Annotated in this window: 17 protein-coding genes; all 17 read left to right on the top strand. The window is 65.2% G+C overall.

What is annotated here, in order from left to right; translation table 11 throughout:
• The first annotated feature begins 19 nt into the window (after positions 1-19).
• Positions 20-769 carry an electron transfer flavoprotein subunit beta/FixA family protein gene (locus O5O54_RS05390; protein ID WP_279479659.1) on the top strand — a complete coding sequence of 250 codons (750 nt, stop codon included), beginning with the start codon at positions 20-22 and terminating at the stop codon, positions 767-769.
• A gap of 21 nt (positions 770-790) precedes the next feature.
• A complete protein-coding gene (locus tag O5O54_RS05385; RefSeq protein WP_279479657.1) occupies positions 791-1720 on the top strand; it encodes an electron transfer flavoprotein subunit alpha/FixB family protein in 930 nt (309 codons plus the stop codon).
• Between the two features lie 87 nt (positions 1721-1807).
• The gene (locus tag O5O54_RS05380) at positions 1808-4369 is read left to right on the top strand and encodes an FAD-dependent oxidoreductase (RefSeq protein WP_279479655.1); all 2562 of its coding nucleotides are present in this window, start codon (positions 1808-1810) and stop codon (positions 4367-4369) included.
• Between the two features lie 285 nt (positions 4370-4654).
• Complete coding sequence (locus O5O54_RS05375) at positions 4655-6160, top strand: sugar ABC transporter ATP-binding protein (RefSeq protein WP_279479653.1); 1506 nt, start codon at positions 4655-4657, stop codon at positions 6158-6160.
• A 49-nt stretch (positions 6161-6209) separates the two neighbouring features.
• Positions 6210-7226: an ABC transporter permease gene (locus tag O5O54_RS05370; RefSeq protein ID WP_279479651.1), complete on the top strand. Its 1017-nt coding sequence runs from the start codon at positions 6210-6212 to the stop codon at positions 7224-7226.
• A 61-nt stretch (positions 7227-7287) separates the two neighbouring features.
• The gene (locus tag O5O54_RS05365; RefSeq protein ID WP_279479649.1) at positions 7288-8388 is read left to right on the top strand and encodes a substrate-binding domain-containing protein; all 1101 of its coding nucleotides are present in this window, start codon (positions 7288-7290) and stop codon (positions 8386-8388) included.
• Positions 8389-8513: 125 nt separating this feature from the next.
• Positions 8514-8852 carry a hypothetical protein gene (locus tag O5O54_RS05360; protein ID WP_279479647.1) on the top strand — a complete coding sequence of 113 codons (339 nt, stop codon included), beginning with the start codon at positions 8514-8516 and terminating at the stop codon, positions 8850-8852.
• Between the two features lie 7 nt (positions 8853-8859).
• Complete coding sequence (locus O5O54_RS05355; RefSeq protein WP_279479646.1) at positions 8860-9774, top strand: SMP-30/gluconolactonase/LRE family protein; 915 nt, start codon at positions 8860-8862, stop codon at positions 9772-9774.
• 245 nt (positions 9775-10019) lie between these two features.
• Positions 10020-10340: a hypothetical protein gene (locus tag O5O54_RS05350; protein ID WP_279479919.1), complete on the top strand. Its 321-nt coding sequence runs from the start codon at positions 10020-10022 to the stop codon at positions 10338-10340.
• Positions 10341-10434: 94 nt separating this feature from the next.
• On the top strand, positions 10435-11487 hold the full coding sequence (locus O5O54_RS05345; RefSeq protein WP_279479643.1) for a LacI family DNA-binding transcriptional regulator: 1053 nt from the start codon (positions 10435-10437) through the stop codon (positions 11485-11487).
• Complete coding sequence (locus O5O54_RS05340) at positions 11484-12368, top strand: NAD(P)-dependent oxidoreductase (RefSeq protein WP_279479642.1); 885 nt, start codon at positions 11484-11486, stop codon at positions 12366-12368. Before O5O54_RS05345 ends, O5O54_RS05340 begins: the two co-directional genes overlap by 4 nt.
• Positions 12369-12538: 170 nt before the next feature.
• Complete coding sequence (locus O5O54_RS05335) at positions 12539-13306, top strand: SDR family oxidoreductase (RefSeq protein ID WP_279479640.1); 768 nt, start codon at positions 12539-12541, stop codon at positions 13304-13306.
• A gap of 76 nt (positions 13307-13382) precedes the next feature.
• Complete coding sequence (locus O5O54_RS05330; protein WP_279479638.1) at positions 13383-14204, top strand: transporter substrate-binding domain-containing protein; 822 nt, start codon at positions 13383-13385, stop codon at positions 14202-14204.
• Positions 14205-14263: 59 nt separating this feature from the next.
• Positions 14264-14968, top strand: coding sequence for an amino acid ABC transporter permease (locus O5O54_RS05325; RefSeq protein WP_279479636.1), 705 nt, complete (start codon positions 14264-14266; stop codon positions 14966-14968).
• Entirely contained in the window at positions 14965-15612 is a 648-nt protein-coding gene (locus tag O5O54_RS05320) for an amino acid ABC transporter permease (RefSeq protein WP_279479633.1), read from the top strand. Before O5O54_RS05325 ends, O5O54_RS05320 begins: the two co-directional genes overlap by 4 nt.
• The gene (locus O5O54_RS05315) at positions 15605-16336 is read left to right on the top strand and encodes an amino acid ABC transporter ATP-binding protein (protein WP_279479632.1); all 732 of its coding nucleotides are present in this window, start codon (positions 15605-15607) and stop codon (positions 16334-16336) included. The genes O5O54_RS05320 and O5O54_RS05315 overlap by 8 nt, the downstream gene beginning before the upstream one ends.
• A gap of 7 nt (positions 16337-16343) precedes the next feature.
• On the top strand, positions 16344-17279 hold the full coding sequence (locus O5O54_RS05310; protein ID WP_279479631.1) for a 2-hydroxyacid dehydrogenase: 936 nt from the start codon (positions 16344-16346) through the stop codon (positions 17277-17279).
• The last annotated feature ends 232 nt before the right edge of the window (positions 17280-17511 follow it).

Here is a 17511-nt window from a genome sequence, read left to right as displayed (position 1 = left end):
GCATCGAGGTGGACCCGCCATGAAAGTTCTGGTGCCCGTGAAGCGTGTGGTCGATCCCAACGTGAAGATCCGCGTCAAGGCCGGCGGCGAGGGGGTCGAGCTGGCCAACGTGAAGATGTCGATGAACCCGTTCTGCGAGATCGCCGTGGAAGAGGCGATCCGTCTGAAGGAAAAGGGCAAGGCGAGCGAAGTGGTAGTCGTCTCGGTCGGTCCGGCGCAGGCGCAGGAAACGCTGCGCACCGGCCTCGCGATGGGCGCCGACCGCGCCATTCTCGTGAATGTCGAGGGTGCCGTCGAGCCGCTGGCCGTCGCCAAGGTCCTGAAGGGCGTGGTCGAGGCCGAGGCGGCCGATCTCGTGATCCTCGGCAAGCAGGCGATCGACGACGACTGCAACCAGACCGGCCAGATGCTGGCCGCGCTTCTCGGCTGGTCGCAGGCGACCTTCGCCTCGAAGATCGAGCTGGGCGACGGAAAGGCGGTCGTGGAGCGCGAGGTCGACGGCGGGCTCCAGTCGATCGAGGTGACGCTGCCGACCGTGGTGACGGCGGACCTGCGCCTCAACGAACCTCGCTTCGCCTCGCTGCCCAACATCATGAAGGCGAAGAAGAAGCCGCTGGAGGAGAAGTCGGCCGCCGACTACGGCGTCTCCGTCGCGCCGCGCCTCAAGGTGCTGGCGACCGAGGAGCCGGGCACCCGCAAGGCGGGCATCAAGGTCGCCAGCCCGGCCGAACTCATCGACAAGCTGCGCAACGAAGCCCGCGTCATCTGAAGCCGCAGGGAGACGAGAGCCATGGCCATCCTTCTTCTCGCCGAACACGACAACGCCTCCCTTTCGGAGCTGACGGCGCGCGCCCTGACCGCCGCCCGGCGGATCGGCGGCGACATCGACATCCTGGTCGCCGGGCAGGGCGCGCGAGCCGCTGCCGAGAGCGCCGCCGCGCTCGCCGACATCCGCCGGGTGCTGCTGGTCGAAGGCGATACCCTGGCGCACGGCCTGGCCGAGCCTCTGGCCGACCTCGTGGTGTCCCTTGCGGGCGACTACGACGCGCTGGTCGCTCCCGCTACCACGACCGGCAAGAACGTATTCCCGCGCGTCGCCGCGCTGCTCGACGTGATGCAGGTCTCGGATGTCGTCGAGGTCGTCTCGGCCGACACGTTCAAGCGCCCGATCTACGCCGGTAACGCAATCCAGACCGTGCAGGCCACCGATCCGAAGATCGTGCTCACCGTGCGCACCGCCGGCTTCGCTCCGGCGCGCACCGGCGCCTCCGCGCCGATCGAGACCCTGCCGCCGACCGCGGCTTCGCAACTCTCGTCCATCCGCGAAAACCGGATCGTCAAGTCGGAGCGCCCCGATCTCGGCGCCGCCAAGATCGTGGTGTCCGGCGGCCGGGCGCTGGGGTCCGAAGAGCGATTCCGCGAGACGATCATCCCCGTCGCCGACAAGCTCGGCGCGGCCGTCGGCGCCTCCCGCGCGGCAGTGGATGCGGGCTATGCTCCGAACGACTGGCAGGTCGGCCAGACCGGCAAGATCGTCGCGCCCGACCTTTATGTCGCGGTCGGCATCTCGGGCGCGATCCAGCACCTCGCCGGCATGAAGGACGCCAAGGTCATCGTCGCCATCAATAAGGACGAGGACGCCCCGATCTTCCAGGTCGCCGATTACGGCCTCGTCGGCGATCTCTTCGAACTGGTTCCCGAACTGCAGCGCCAGCTCTGAGCGCGGCGCTGGACATCTGCTAGGGTCGGTCCCAGGCTCGGGACCGCCGCTTCCCACATCAGGCTTCCCGGATTGGAGACGACTAGAATGGCTGCATTTCCCGAGAAGGCGCGGGTCGTCATCATCGGTCTGGGCGGAATCGTGGGTGCCTCCATCGCCCATCATCTGGTGGAGCGCGGCTGGGACGACATCGTCGGCCTCGACAAGTCGGGCATTCCCACCGACATCGGCTCGACCGCCCATGCGTCGGACTTCTGCTACACGACCAGCCACGACTTCCTGAGCTGCTGGACGACGCTTTATTCCATCGACTTCTTCGAGAAGATGGGTCACTACGCCCGCGTCGGCGGCCTCGAAGTGGCCCGCGTCGGCGACGTTGAGCGCATGGACGAGATCAAGCGCAAGGTCGCATCGGCCAAGGCCTTCGGCACGCGCGCCCGTCTGATCGAGCCCGCCGAGATCAAGGCCAAGATGCCGCTGATCGAGGAGAGCATGGTCCAGGGCGGCCTCTGGGATCCGGACGCCGGTCTCGTCATTCCGCGCTCCCAGACGGTGGCCGGCAAGCTGGTGGATCGGGCGGTCAACGCCGGCAAGCTCCAGGCCTTCGCCAACACCTCCGCCAAGTCGCTCGTCATCGAGGACGGGCGGATCAAGGGCGTCGTGACCGACCGCGGCACGATCATGGCCGACCATGTCGTGGTCTGCGCGGGACTTTGGGGCCGCCTCATCGCCGAGATGGCGGGCGAGGACCTTCCCGTCATGCCGGTGGACCACCCGCTCACCTTCTTCGGCCCCTATACGGAGTTCGCCGGCACCGGCAAGGAGATCGGCTATCCGCTTCTGCGCGACCAGGGCAACTCGGCCTACCTGCGCGACACGGGCGACCCGAAGACCGCCGAGGGCGGCCAGATCGAGTGGGGCTACTACGAGGAGCACAACGTGCGCCTCGTCCACCCGCGCGAACTCCTGGAGAAGCACGAGGCGCGCCTGTCGCCTTCGCAGCGCGACCTCGACATGGAGCAGGTGATCGAGCCGCTCGAGCGCGCCATGGAGCTGACGCCGATCCTGGCCGAGCTCGGCTACAACGAGGGCCACTCCTTCAACGGCCTGCTTCAGACCACCACCGACGGCGGCCCGTCCATGGGCGAGAGCCAGAAGGTGCGCGGCCTCTGGTACTGCGTCGGCATCTGGGTCAAGGACGGCCCGGGCATGGGCAAGCTGATCGCCGACTGGATGACGGACGGTCGCACCTCGATCGACCACAACCGCGTCGACTTCGCGCGCTTCAGCCCCTTCCAGCTCGAAGAGGGCTTCATCGAGGAGCGCTGTACCGAGACGGCGAAGAAGATCTACAACCCGCCGGTCCACCCGCGTGAGCCCTTCGCCGGCGGGCGCGGCATCCGCCGCTCGCCCTTCCACGAGCGCGAGAAGGAGCTCGGCGGCTACTTCATGGAGCTCGGCGGCTGGGAGCGCGCCCATGGCTACGCCGCGAACGAGCACCTCCTGGAGAAGTACGGCGACCGGATTCCGGTGCGCGAGAACGAGTGGGACAACCGCCATTTCTGGCGCGTGTCCAACGCCGAGCATCTCGAGCTGACCGAGAACTGCGGCATCATCAACCTCTCGCATTTCGCCATCATCGACATCGAGGGGCCGGACCATGTCGAGCTGATGGAATGGCTTTGCGCGGCCAAGATCGGCGGCGATGCCAATATCGGAAAGGGCATCTACACCCACTTCCTCGACGACGAGGGCATGGTGCGGGCCGACTTCACGGTCATCCGCATGGCCGACCGCATCCGCATGATCAACGGCGCCGACGCCGGCCCGCGCGACTTCCACTACATGCGCCGCACGGCGCAGGACCGCGGCCTCGACGTGACGATCACCGATGTCACCGAGAAGTACATCACGATCGGCATCTGGGGACCGAACGCGCGCGAGAATCTCGGCAAGCTCCTGGACGACCCGTCCGTGCTCGCGCCGGAGAACTTTCCCTTCGCCGCGATCAAGCCCCTGACGATCGCCGGCAAGTCGGTCGCCGCTTTCCGCATCTCCTATGTCGGTGAGCAGGGCTGGGAACTGCACATGGCCTACGAGGACGGCCTCGCCGTGTGGGACGCGCTGCGCTCGACCGGCGTCATCGCCGTCGGCGTCGAGACCTATGCCAACACGCGTCGCATGGAGAAGAGCCTGCGGCTCCAGAACGCCGACCTCCTGACGGAATACAACCTCCTGGAGGCGGACCTGGCTCGCCCGAAGGTCAAGGAGGCGGACTTCCGCGGCAAGGCCAAGCATCTGGAGTACAAGGCGCGCGACCACCAGCCGGCCATGCTCTGCACCTTGGTGATGACCGACAACAAGGATGCGAAGGGCGTCGCGCGCTATCCCGTCGGCACCATGCCGGTGATCGATCCCGCGACGGGCGAGACCCTGGTGGACGAACTCGGCCGCCGCTCCTTCACCACGTCGGTCGCCTTCGGTCCGACGATCGGCAAGAACATCGCACTGGCCTACATTCCGAAGAGCCACTGCGAGGTCGGCCGCAAGGTGAACCTCGAATATTTCGGCGACACGTTCCCCGCCGAGATCGCGGCCGTCGGCTACAAGCCGCTTTACGACCCCGAGAACGCGAAGCCGCGCAGCTGACGCTGACCGTCCGCACGGATTTGGCCGCCGCTTGTTCCATGCCGGAGCGAGCGGCGGTTCCGTTTGGGGCTCAAGGTCGAGCCGTCGCAGCTTTCGCTGTTGTTCGAGCCGCCGATAGGCCCTGAGCGCGCAACCGACATCCTCCGGTTTGGGCTAGGCGGCTTTGGCGCGAGAACACTTCGCCTTTTCGACGCTACCTAGAATTACGACACCAAAAGCGATTACGCCCGATTGACAGCTAAGTAGTTATCGATAACATCAAGCCATGATGATTGGGAGGTTGTCATGGGGGAGCTGCTGTTCGAAGGCGTGGCGAAGCGCTTCGGGGGCACGCAAGCGCTGAAGGGCGTCAGCTTTTCCGTCCGTTCAGGAGAGGTCGTGGCCTTGCTTGGCGAGAACGGTGCGGGCAAGTCCACGATCATCAAGATCTTGGGCGGCATCCACAAGGCCGATGCCGGGCAGGTGACGATCGATGGCGTTCCCTACGCCCACCAGAACAAGGGGACGGCAGGTGGCGGGCGCAAGGTCGCCTTCGTTCATCAGGATCTCGGCCTGATCGAATGGATGACGATCGCGGAGAACGTCGCCATGGGGAACGGCTACCCTCGGCGGGGCGGGGCCAAGCGCGGCCTCGTGGACTGGAGACGGGTAAGAGCCCAGGCGGTCGACGCGGTGGCGCGTCTTGGATGCGACTTCGATCCCGACAGCCGCATCGCATCTCTATCGCGAACCGAAAAATCCCTGGTGGCCATCGCACGTGCGCTCGCCACCGACTGCGAGTTCCTGGTTCTGGACGAGCCGACCGCGAGCCTTCCCGCCGACGAGGTGGAGAAGCTGATGGCGGCGGTGCGCCGGCTCGCGCGCAATGGCGTCGGGGTCATCTACGTTTCGCATCGACTTGACGAGATCTTTCGCGTCGCCGATCGCGCCGTCGTGTTGCGAGATGGATCGCTGGCCGGGGAGGGGCGCGTAGCTGACCTGTCGCCTGCCGACCTGATCGCCCAGATCGTCGGCACGGGCGCCCTCAAACTCTACGAGAAGGCGCCTGCGGCGACCCGGAGCGCGGCTCGCATTTCCGTGCGCGGGCTCGTGACGTCGGGGGCAGGGCCGGTCGACTTCGACATTAGTCAGGGCGAAATACTTGGTCTCGTCGGACTTCGCGGCGCGGGCCAGGAGGCCATCGGACGGGCGCTCTTCGGGGCGCGGGTGCATTCGGGCTCGGTCACGATCGACGGCGCCGCGCCCGACCTTTCTTCCATGCGGGCGGCGCTCCGGAGCGGTATCGGCCTCGTCGCGCGAGACCGCGCGGAAGAATCCGTCGCCGCTGCCCTCTCGGTGCGGGAGAACGCCTTTCTCAACCCGGGCGCCTTCGGCCGCAAGCTCCTGTCGTTCCGCACGCCGGCAAGCGAGCGCAAAGCAGCGCGAACACTTGGAAGCCGTATCGGTCTACGGCCCAACGACCCGGACCTTGCGATCGAGGCTCTGTCTGGCGGCAATCAGCAGAAGGTCATCGTCGGCCGCTGGCTGGAAACGGGACGTCGGTTGCTGATCCTCGAAGACCCGACGGCAGGTGTCGATGTCGGAGCAAAGGCCGAGATCTATCGGCTGGTCGAAGCGGCCGTGGCCGACGGTCTCGCCGTGCTCGTCGTCTCAACGGACTTCGAAGAGGTGGCCATGCTGTGCCACCGCGCCCTCGTCTTCAATCGCGGCGTCGTCATAGCGGAACTCGACGGGCCGATGGTCACGACCGAGCGCGTCATCGCCGCAGCCAGCGCCTCGGAAGCCGCCTAACGTCCTCACCGCAAGGCCGCCGCTCCAGCGAGCTCGGGAGATCCATGCCATGAACTCCATCAAGTCCAATGCGCTGGAGCCGACGCGCGCCGAGCTGCGTGGTCTCTCACCGGGTCAGGCAACCCTCCGCCTCCTGCCGGTCTATGGTCTGCCGATCCTGACGCTGGCGTTGATCCTCCTCTTTGCCGTCCTTCTGCCACGTACCTTCCCGACGCTCCTGAACCTGCGCTCCATCGTTTCGGACAAGTCGATCATCGCGCTGTTGGCGCTTGCGGCGATGATCCCGATGACGGCCGGCAAGATCGATCTGACCGTCGGCTACGGCATCGTCCTCTGGCATATCCTGGCCATCTCCCTGCAGACGGCCTTCGGCATTCCCTGGCCGGTCGCGGTGCTGATCGTGCTTGTCCTTGGCGCCCTCGTCGGGTTCCTGAACGGCCTGCTGGTGGAGGTCGCGCAGATCGACAGCTTCATTGCGACGCTCGGCATGGGAACGGTGCTCTACGCGCTCGCACTCTGGTACACGGGCGGACGACAGGTCGTGGCGCCATTGCCCGACGGGTTCCTGTCGCTCAATGGGACGATGGTCTTCGGACTTCCGATCGGGGGCTTCTACGTGCTCGGTCTCGCCGTTTTCCTGTGGCTTGTCCTCGAATACACGCCCGTCGGCCGCTATCTCTATGCCATCGGCGCGAACCCAAAAGCTGCGGCTCTCAACGGCATTCTCGTGCGCCGCTTCACCATGGCGACGTTCGTCGTGTCCGGCCTCCTGACTGCACTGACCGGTGTGCTTCTCGCGTCCAAGCTTCGGATTGGTCAGGCGAGTGTCGGCCTCGAATATCTTCTTCCCGCCCTGGTCGGCGCATTTCTCGGCTCGACCACCATCAAGCCCGGACGGGTCAATGTCTGGGGCACGGTGATCGGCGTGATCGTTCTCGCCGTCGGCATCTCCGGCATCCAGCAGTTCGGCGGCTCCTTCTATGTCGAGCCCCTCTTCAACGGCATGACGCTGCTTGTCGCCATCGGCATCGCTGCCTACGCCCAGCGCCGCCGCGGCACGACGTAACCCAATGCGCCCGCCGGGAGGAACCACGCGGGCGGTCCTGACACTCTGGGAGGAACCCACCATGAAGACGCTACTTTCCGCGCTGCTCCTCGGCGGTGCCCTCATCATCGCGGCAGCACCCGGCGCCAGGGCCGACGCGATGGCCGATGCCAAGGCGACGGTCGACAAGTATGCGTCGAAGGTCACGACCTGGGACGGACCGACCACCGGTCCGAAGATCGCCGCAGACAAGACGATCGTGGTGTTGGCCGGCGACATGAAGAACGGTGGAATCCTCGGCGTCGTCTCGGGCATCGAGGAGGCGGCCAAGGCCGCCGGCTGGACGGTGCGCACGATCGACGGCGCAGGATCGATCTCCGGCCGTACCGCCGCAGTCGGCCAGGGTATCGCGCTCAATCCCGATGGCATCGTTGTCGCCGGCTTCGACGCGGTGGAGCAGCAGGCGGGTCTGGAACAGGCAAAGAACGCAAAAATTCCCATCGTCGCTTGGCACACCGCGCCGGAAGTCGGACCGGTGGAGTCCGCTGGCGTCTTCGCCAACGTGACGACCGACCCGATGCAGGTGGCCAAAGCCGCCGCGGATTGGGCTTTCGTCGACGCGGAGGGCAAGCCGGGCGTCGTGATCTTCACGGACTCGACCTACGCCGTCGCCATCGCCAAGGCGGACGCTATGAAGGCCGAGATCGAGAAGCTTGGCGGTAGCGTGGTCGAGTATGTCGATACGCCGATCGCGGAGACTTCCACCCGTATGCCTCAGCTCACCACGTCGCTCCTACAGCGTCATGGCGACGCCTGGACGCACTCGCTCGCCATCAACGACCTCTACTTCGACTTCATGGGCCCCTCGCTCAGCGCGGCGGGGATCGCCGGCGACGGCAGGCCCGTCAATGTCGCGGCGGGCGACGGCTCGGAATCGGCTTACCAACGCATTCGGTCGGGACAGTATCAGGCGGTCACCGTCGCCGAACCCCTGCAGCTCCAAGGCTGGCAGCTCGTGGACGAGTTGAACCGCGCTTTCGCTGGCGAGAAATGGTCGAGGTATGTCTCGCCGCTTCACGTCGTCACCAAGGAGAATGTCGAGTTCGACGGTGGCCCGAAGAACGCTTTCGATCCTGAGAACGGATACCGTGAAGCCTACAAGACGATCTGGGGCGTGAAATAGCCGCGACGCGCACAGGACGATCGCCCGCAGGCCGCTGCCGCGGGCGCTTGTCCCTGGTTCCAAATCGCCCCGCCCTTGCGCCTTGACCGCACCGGCCTCCTGAATCCCACCGATCGGATCTTCCCATGTTCATCCGCTGCGCTTTCTTCCGCGGCCGCGCCAAGCCCGGCTTCGAAGCCGAATTCACCAGCTATGTCCGCGAGAAGCTCGTGCCGCTCTGGACGCGGTTTCCCGGCATCGAGGAAGTGCGGGTCCTCCGGCAGGAGGAAGCGGACGTTCCGGACCCGCGTTTCGAGATGGTTCTGCAGGTCCTCTACCCCTCCCGCGAGGCGATCGAGACGGCGCTTGCCTCCGACGTGCGCTACGAGTCGCGAGAGGTGACCAAAGGGCTTCTGGAATTCTACGAGGGCGACATCTTCCACACCGTTTTCCGCGCCGACGACTACGCCCTGCCCACGGACTGAGAGCGACATGACCGAGACATACATCGTCCATGACGACCGGTTCCGCTCCCTCATCATCGGCCATGCCAAACTGGAGAAGCTCTGGACGGGCGGGCGCTGGGTGGAAGGGCCGGTGCATGTGCCGGCAGCCAAGTCCGTGCTCTGGTCGGATATCCCGAACGACCGGCTGATGCGCTTCGACGAATGCGACGGCTCGGTCTCGGTCTTCGAAGGCCCTTGCGGCTACCACAACGGCCATACCCTGGATGCGCAGGGCCGCGTCGTCGCCTGCGAGCATGGCGGGCGAAGCGTTTCGCGTCTCGACCACGACGGGGTCTGGCGCAGCCTCGTGTCGCATTGGGAAGGCAAGCGCCTGAACTCGCCGAATGACGTCGTCGTCAAGCGCGACGGCACGGTCTGGTTCTCTGATCCGACATATGGGATCGACAGCCACTACGAAGGTCACCGTGCGCCTTCCGAGATCGGTGCCTCGAACGTCTATCGGCTCGATCCCGTATCGGGCGAGCTGACGGCGGCGGTGACCGACATGCTGAAGCCCAACGGCCTGTGCTTCTCGCCGGACGAGTCGATTCTCTACGTTTCCGAGACCGGTCGCACGCATGACGCGTCCTGCGAGCCGGTGATAAGGTCCTATCCGCTGCAAGACGGCCGCATCGTCGGAAAGGGGCAGGTTTTCGCGAAGTCTCCGAACGGCTTCTTCGACGGGTTTCGTTCGGACGCGAATGGCAACATTTGGGCTTCCAATGCCGATGCCGTTTGCGTCTACGCGCCCGATGGAACGCATATCGGATCCATCCCGGTGGAGGAAATGGTTTCCAATCTCTGCTTTGGCGGACCGAAGCGCAATCGCCTCTACATCACCGCCCAGACGTCCCTTTATGCGATCTACGTCAACGCCCATGGGGGCGGCTGGCGGGAATGAAATGATAGTGATCGGGCGTTTCTCATTCGCGGATCGATGTGATACCGATAACAGAATACGCATTCAGGATTTGTCGAGGGGGTAGATCATGTCGGTACGCGCAGTTCCAGCCGCGCGCGCGCCCCTTTCCCCTTGGAAGTACGTCATGTCTACCGGCGTGTTTGGAAGCGGATTGGCGCGGCGCTTCAGCACTTCTGGCGGCATAAGACGTGGCGCCGCAGCAAGCGCTCGGATCTGACATGGCGATCCATACGCGGAGCGCGCTGTTCGAAGGGTCGATCCGTCCAGGCTGCGAGGAGGCATTCTTCGATCTCGTCATGGCCGAGCTCATGCCCGTCTGGCAGGCGATGCCGAACGCGCTCGACATGCGTGTTCTGCGCATGGAACGCCGGGAGGAAGGGGCCCCCGCGCTCGTTCTGGTGCAGGAGATCGATTACCCCTCGCTCGAAGCCGTGACGGAGGCGGAGGCCTCCCCGGTCCGCGCACGAGGCGCGCCGATCATGGCACGGCTCATGACCCTATTCGATGGAACGCTTCGGCACGTCGTCTACCGCCGCCTCGCGTAAAATCCGCAGTCGATTCGATTCCAGTTGAAAGACCCGAGTGATGGCTCGACAGAGGAAGGCAGGCCCATCCGCAGATGTCCAGACCAAGCCGACGATGCGCGACGTCTCGCGCCTTGCGGGAGTCTCGACCATGACGGTCAGCCGCGTGCTCGCCGACCCCTCGATCGTGGCGCCCGAAACGCGCGAGCGCGTGATGCGGGCCGTCGAGCAACTGGGTTACGTGCCCGACCTCGTGGCTGGTTCGCTGTCGTCCCGGCGGACCAACTTCGTCGGATTGATCCTTCCGACCCTGACCAACTCCAACTTCGCCGACACCTCGCAAGGCCTCGCCGAGGCACTTGGCCAGAGCTATCAGCTTTTGATCGGCTACACGCTATACGACACCGGCGAAGAGGAGCGGCTGGTGCGCTCGCTCCTCGCCCGCCGGCCGCAAGGACTCGTCGTTGCTGGTACGCTGCACACAGCCGCCACGCGGCGCATGTTGATGAATGCCGGCATCCCGATCGTGGAAATCTGGGACGCCCCGAGCGCTCCACTGGACCGCGCCGTGGGATTCTCCAATTTCGAGGCAGGGCGGGCGGCCGCGCGTCATCTTCTGTCCCTGGGCCTTCGGCGGCTCGCCGCGATCGGATCGGAAGCCGACAAGGACCCGCATGATGCGCGCGGGGAGGCGCGCCTGCAGGGATTCGCGGCTATGCTGAAGGAAGAGGGCATCGGGACCGGCAGAATCCTGCGACACGGGTCGGCGCCGGTCTCCTATGCGCATGGCGCAGCGGCGATGAGGGTCCTGCTGAAGGAGATGCCCGATGTCGAAGGCGTCTTCGCCGTTTCGGACGGCTCGGCCTTCGGCGCCTTGATGGAATGCCGCCGTCAGGGCGTCGAGGTTCCCGGCCGCGTGAGCATCATGGGGTTCGGCGATTTCGAGCTGGGGCGCGAATGCGAGCCGGCCATTTCGACAATCCGTGTCGACGCGAAGGGTATCGGCACGAGAACTGGCTTGCTTCTGCGCGATCTGTTCGAAGGGCGGGGGCAGGAGACTCCGCCTTCCATCGACCTTGGGATCGAAGTCGTACCACGCGGCACAACGGCCGGAACCGGCCGGAGCCATGACCGAAATCAAACATCATCCGAAGGTCGAAGATCATGAGTGCAGCGCGGATCGGGATCGTGGGCGTGGGCGTGATGGGCAGCGCCATCGCAGGCCGCTTCCTCCAGACGGGTCATGACGTCACCCTGCGCGACCGCGATCCGGCAAAGACCGCCCCCCTGGCGGCACAGGGCGCAGCGGTCGCCGACAGCGCCAAGACGCTGGCCGAAGCCTGCGATGTCCTGATCCTGAGCCTCAACACGGCCGAAATCGTCGAAGCTGTGGTGTTCGGCGAAGACGGTGTCGCGGCCCATGCGAGGCCGGATCTTCTCCTTATCGACATGTCGTCGACGGACCCGAAGGCGACCGCTTCCATGGCCCATCGCCTTCGCACCGAGACCGGCATGGGTTGGGTGGATGCGCCCCTGTCCGGCGGAGCGCCGGCAGCGAAGGAGGGTCGTCTGACATTGATGCTGGGCGGCGAAGAAGGCGAGGTGGAGCGCGCGAAGCGGGTGCTCTCGGCGATCGCGGCCAATATGACGCATATGGGCCCGTCCGGTGCGGGACAGACGACGAAGCTGATCAACCAGGTGCTCTGCGCCTGCAACTTCCTGGCTGTCGCCGAGGCGACCCGCCTGGCTCTCGACGCGGGCGTCGACGCCGAGCGAATTCCCGCGGCACTCGCCGGCGGACGAGCCGACAGCCGTATTCTCCAAGAGTTCATGGGCAAGATGGCACGCTTCGATCTGACGCCGACAGGCCGGATCGACAATATGCTGAAAGACCTGGAAGCCACCCAGCGCTTCTCCGTGGGTCTTCGCACGCCCATGCCGCTGACGAACCTCGTCACCGATCTTCATCGCATGATGGTTGCCGCCGGCATCGGAGACGAGGACAGCGCCGCCTACATGAAGCTCTTCGACTTCGGAAAGCGGAACTGAGCAACTGTCTTGCGGGGTGAGGGGACGCTCATTTCTGCAGGTGCGGGTCGGCTCGACGTGCAGGTTCGTGGATCGCGGCAGTGCCACGACCACGATCTTGTGACATCCAACGCCTGGAGTTGTCTTGTTATCGATATCATGCTACGCTCCTCGGATTGGGAGAGACTCACATGTCGCTGAAGCTTTTCGATCTGTCGGGCCGAACCGCTCTCGTCACGGGGTCCGGTCAAGGCATCGGCTTTTCGCTTGCCGAGGGACTAGGACGGGCTGGTGCCCGCGTGGTCCTCAACGGCCGCGATGGCGCCAAGCTCGATACCGCCGCCGAACGGCTTCGGATCGAGGCGATCGAGGTGGAAACCGCCGTGTTCGACGTCACCGACCAAGCGGCCGTGAGAGCCGGCGTCGATCGGATCGAGGCCGAGGTCGGGCCGATCGATATCCTCGTCAACAACGCCGGGATCCAGCGCCGCGCGCCATTGGAGGACTATCCGGCGGAAACGTGGGCCGAGATCATGCGGGCCAATGTCGACTCGGTCTTTTTCGTCGGACAGGCCGTGGCGAAACACATGATCGCCCGGAAGCGCGGCCGGATCATCAACATCGCGAGCCTTCAGGCGCAGGCCGCGCGTTATTCCATCGCGCCCTACACCGCAACCAAGGGCGCGGTGCACAACCTCACCAAAGGCATGTGCACCGACTGGGCGCGGCACGGGCTGCAGATCAACGCGATCGGTCCCGGCTATTTCGAGACGCCGCTGAACCAGGCGCTGGTGGACGATCCCAAATTCACCGAATGGCTGAAAGTGCGGACGCCGACGGGCCGCTGGGGCAAGGTGGAGGAGCTCCAGGGCGCCTGCATCTTCCTCGCCTCGGACGCCGCGACCTTCGTCAACGGCCAGATCGTCTATGTCGATGGCGGGGTGTTGGCCACGCTGTAACGCCGCGACGTCCGGCCGCTGGGAGGCTGCCCGGGTTCTCGCTCAAACTTCGAAACATGCCATGGGAGGCAAGGGTATGACGTCCACCACGACACGACGCAGCGCATTGAAGGCGGCATTCTTCGGCACGGTCGCCGCAACGGTGCTCCTGGCAGGTCTGCCGAGCCCGGCGGGCGCTGTGACGCTCGCGGATATTCAGGGACGCGGCACGGTCAAGATCGGCGTCCTGACCGGTGCTCCGCCGATGGGCATGATCGACGAACGCGGCAACCCGAGCGGTTACGACGTGGATGTCGCCAATCAGATCGGCCAGTATATTGGCCTACCGGTCGAGCTCGTGCCGCTGACGCCTCCGGCTCGTATCCCGGCGCTGCAGACCGGGCAGGTGGACTTTCTCGTGGCGACGCTGGCACCGACCGGCGAGCGGGCCAAATCCGTCATGTTCACCTCGCCCTATTCGGCCTTCAACATGGTGATCGTGTCGGGGCCGGACGCGAAGTTCGAAAATCTCGACCAGTTGAAGGGCAAGCGCGTCGCCGTCAATCGCGGTTCCTCGCAGGAAACGGCGCTGCGCCGCGCCAATGTGGAAGGGCTGGAGATCGTCGTCTTCGAAGACGACTCGACGTCCGCCCAGGCGCTCGTCGCAGGGCAGGTGGACGCGACCGCGCTCCCCTCGACTGTTGCGCAGGCCCTCATCACGCAGGCTCCGCAGGCAGGACTTCAGGTCGGCTTCACCTTCTTCCGGCAGGGCAACTCGATGGCGGTGCAGCCGGGCGACTTCGAACTCCTGCAGTACCTCAACACCTCGATCTACCTGATGAAGGTGTCGGGCGAGCTGGACAAGATCGCCGTGAAGTGGACGGGCGACCCGCTGCCGCCGACGCTTCCCTCCTTCTGACCCGCTCGGACGCCGGCATTCGCCGGCGTCCCCCTTCCTCACGCGGGATCGTCACCTTCATGAACTACACGTTCCAGTTCGACGTCCTGGCGCGATACCAGGAGGAGCTGCTGGCCGGGCTTTGGCTGACCGTCCAGATTTCCACCTTCGCCATCGTGTGTGGGACGGCGGTCGGCATTCTGCTCGCGGCTGTCCGCTCCGTTGCTGGGCGCCCGGTGCGCATACTGATCGACGCCTATGTCGAGTTGATCCGCAACACGCCCTTCCTGGTGCAACTCTTCATCATCTATTTCGGGCTGCCGGCCGGCGGGGTGCGCGTCAGCGCCATTACGGCGGCTCTGATCGGCGTGACGATCAACCTCGCAGCCTATTCGACGGAGATCATCCGCGCCGGCATCGAGGCGATCCACAAGTCGCAGATTGAGGCCGGCGAGGCGCTCGGCTTCACCCGTGTGCAGATCTTCCGTTACGTGATCATCGTACCGGCCCTGCAGAAGGTCTATCCCGCGCTCTCTTCGCAGTTCGTTCTGATGATGTTGGCCACTTCGATCTGCTCGGCGATTTCCGTCGGGGAGCTGACGGCAGCCGCGTCCTTCGTGCAGTCGCAGAGCTACCGATCGTTCGAGGTCTACCTCGCCGTGACCGGACTTTACCTGATCCTCGCGCTTTTGCTTCGCGCCATCCTCGCGCTGGTAGGGCTCTGGCTGTTCGGACGGCGCACGGCGCGTCGGACGCTGAAACCCGTGGTGGAGGCGTCGGCATGATCTTCCGCTCCTTCGGCTCATCGGAGTTCCTCTTCCTACTGGAATCCCTCCAGTGGACGCTGATTTTGACCGCGCTTGCGCTTGGGGGGGGCGGCTTCGTCGGCTTCTTCCTCGCTCTCGCGCGAGCCTCCCAGGTCAAGGCACTGAGAATCCTGGCGGGCCTCTATATTCAGATCATTCAGGGCATTCCGGTCTTGATGATCCTGTTCCTGTCCTTCTATGGCCTGGCGCTTCTGGGCTATCGCCTGCCGCCGCTGGTGGCCGCCGGCATTTCCATGACGATCTACGCCTCCGCCTATCTCGGCGAAATCTGGCGCGGCTCTATCCAGTCGGTGCCGAAGCAGCAGTGGGAAGCGTCGGAGTCGCTCGCGATGACCCGGGCTCAGCAGTACCGTTACGTGATCCTGCCACAGGCGGTGCGCCTGTCCCTTCCGTCGACCGTCGGTTTTGCCGTGCAGGTCGTGAAGAACACGTCGATCGCCTCGCTCATCGGCTTCGTCGAACTCGCCCGCGCGGGACAGCTCGTCAACAATGCCACGTTCCAGCCCTTCCGCGTCTTCCTTGTGGTCGCCGCTCTTTACTTCGTCGTCTGCTACCCGCTGTCGCTCCTGTCCCGGCGGCTCGAGAGGAGGTTCCATGCCTGAGGTTGCCATCAGGGACGTGCGCAAGAGCTTCGGTGCCGTCGAAGTCCTCAAGGGCATCACCATGGAGGTCGGACGCGGCGAGGTGACGGCGCTGATCGGCCGTTCGGGATCCGGCAAGTCCACGTTGCTTCGCTGCGTCAACGGGCTGGAACAGATCAATGCCGGCTCGATCGAGATCGCCGGCCATAAGGTGGGAACCGATAAGGCAAGCCTGCGAGCTCTCCGGCGCGACGTGGGCATCGTGTTTCAAAGCTACAATCTTTTCCCGCATCTCTCGGTGGGCGAGAATATCATGCTCGCGCCCCGCATCGTGAAATCGGTCTCGAAGGGCGAGAGCCGCACGACCGCCGAGGAAGTGCTGACCCTCGTCGGGCTGTTGGAGAAGTTCGACGCCTATCCCGACGAACTGTCGGGCGGCCAGCAGCAGCGCGTCGCCATCGCCCGCTCGCTCGCCATGCGGCCCAAGGTCATGCTGTTCGACGAGGTGACCTCGGCGCTCGACCCGGAACTGACCGGAGAAGTCCTGGCTGTGATGGAGCAACTTGCTCAAGGTGGCATGACGATGCTGCTCGTTACCCATGAGATGGGCTTTGCGCGGCGCGTCGCGAACACGACCGTCTTCATGCACCAGGGCCGCATTCACGAAGCCGGCCCGTCGAAGGACCTCTTCGAGAGCCCCAGGACCCCCGAGCTCGCCCAGTTCGTGCGCTCAGACGTCAAGTAGGAAGTTCATGTCGATCGAAGTCCTGCAGCTCTGCCCGCTCATGCCCTCCCTGGAGACTGCGCTGTCCGAGCGTTTCACAGTGCACCGCTTCTTCGAGGCGGCCGATTCCGAAGCGTTTCTGGCCGACCACGCGCAACGCGTGCGGGGCGTGGTGACAGGGGGCCACATCGGCATTCCCGCCGAAATCGCCGCATCCCTGCCGGCGCTCGAGATCGTGGCGATCAACGGGGTCGGCTTCGACAAGGTCGACCTTGCCGAAGCGAAGGGGAGGGGCATTCGCGTGTCGAACACGCCGGACGTGCTGACCGAAGACGTCGCCGACCTCGCTCTCGGGCTCGTCATCTCCGTATTGCGCCAGATCCCGCGAGGCGACGCCCATGTCCGACAGAACCGTTGGCCGGACGGCGATTTGCCGCTCGGCTCCAAGGTCTCGCACCGCCGGTATGGAATCTTCGGCTTCGGCCGGATCGGACAAGCGATCGCACGCCGACTGGAAGGCTTCGACGCCGAACTCGCCTATGCCAGTCGATCGCCGGTCCAGACGCATGTGCGCAATGCCGGAAGCCTTGTGGAATTGGCCGCCTGGAGCGACGTCCTCATCATCGCAGCCTCGGCCTCGGCCGAAACGCGCAACATTGTCGACGCCTCGGTTCTCGAGGCGCTCGGCCCGAGGGGCGTGCTTGTGAACGTGGCGCGCGGCTCTCTGGTAGACGAGCCGGCACTACTCGACGCGCTGGAATCGGGCGGGATCGCCGGTGCAGCCCTCGACGTGTTCGTCGACGAGCCACGGGTACCCCAGCGCTTCTTCACCATGCCCAACGTCGTTCTGACGCCTCACATGGCGAGCGCCACGCATGAAACCCGTCAGGCCATGGCGGATCTCGTTCTCGCCAATCTCGATGCCCACTTCGCTGGACGAAACCTGCCGACCGCACTCGTGTAGGCGGCGTACGGGCCGAGCAGCTGAGAGCCTGAGGCGGATACCCGGTGCTCGCTGGCACCCATGTGCTGGAGCCCTACGCCGAGCCAGCGGTCGGGCGTGTCAGCCCGAGCGGCGATGTCCGACTGCCCGCTCTGGTTCGGGCCCGAAGTCCCGTCACTTTGCCGCCCGAATGAAGCCAAGAGTCACGGGGAGGCGGAAGCGCCCGGCACGTCGGAAATTCCAACCTTAGGAG

Source organism: Aureimonas sp. SK2 (assembly GCF_029813115.1).
Classification (GTDB): Bacteria; Pseudomonadota; Alphaproteobacteria; order Rhizobiales; family Rhizobiaceae; genus Aureimonas.
Note: the sequence above shows the minus strand (reverse complement) of the source record. Positions and strands in the feature narration are given on the sequence as shown.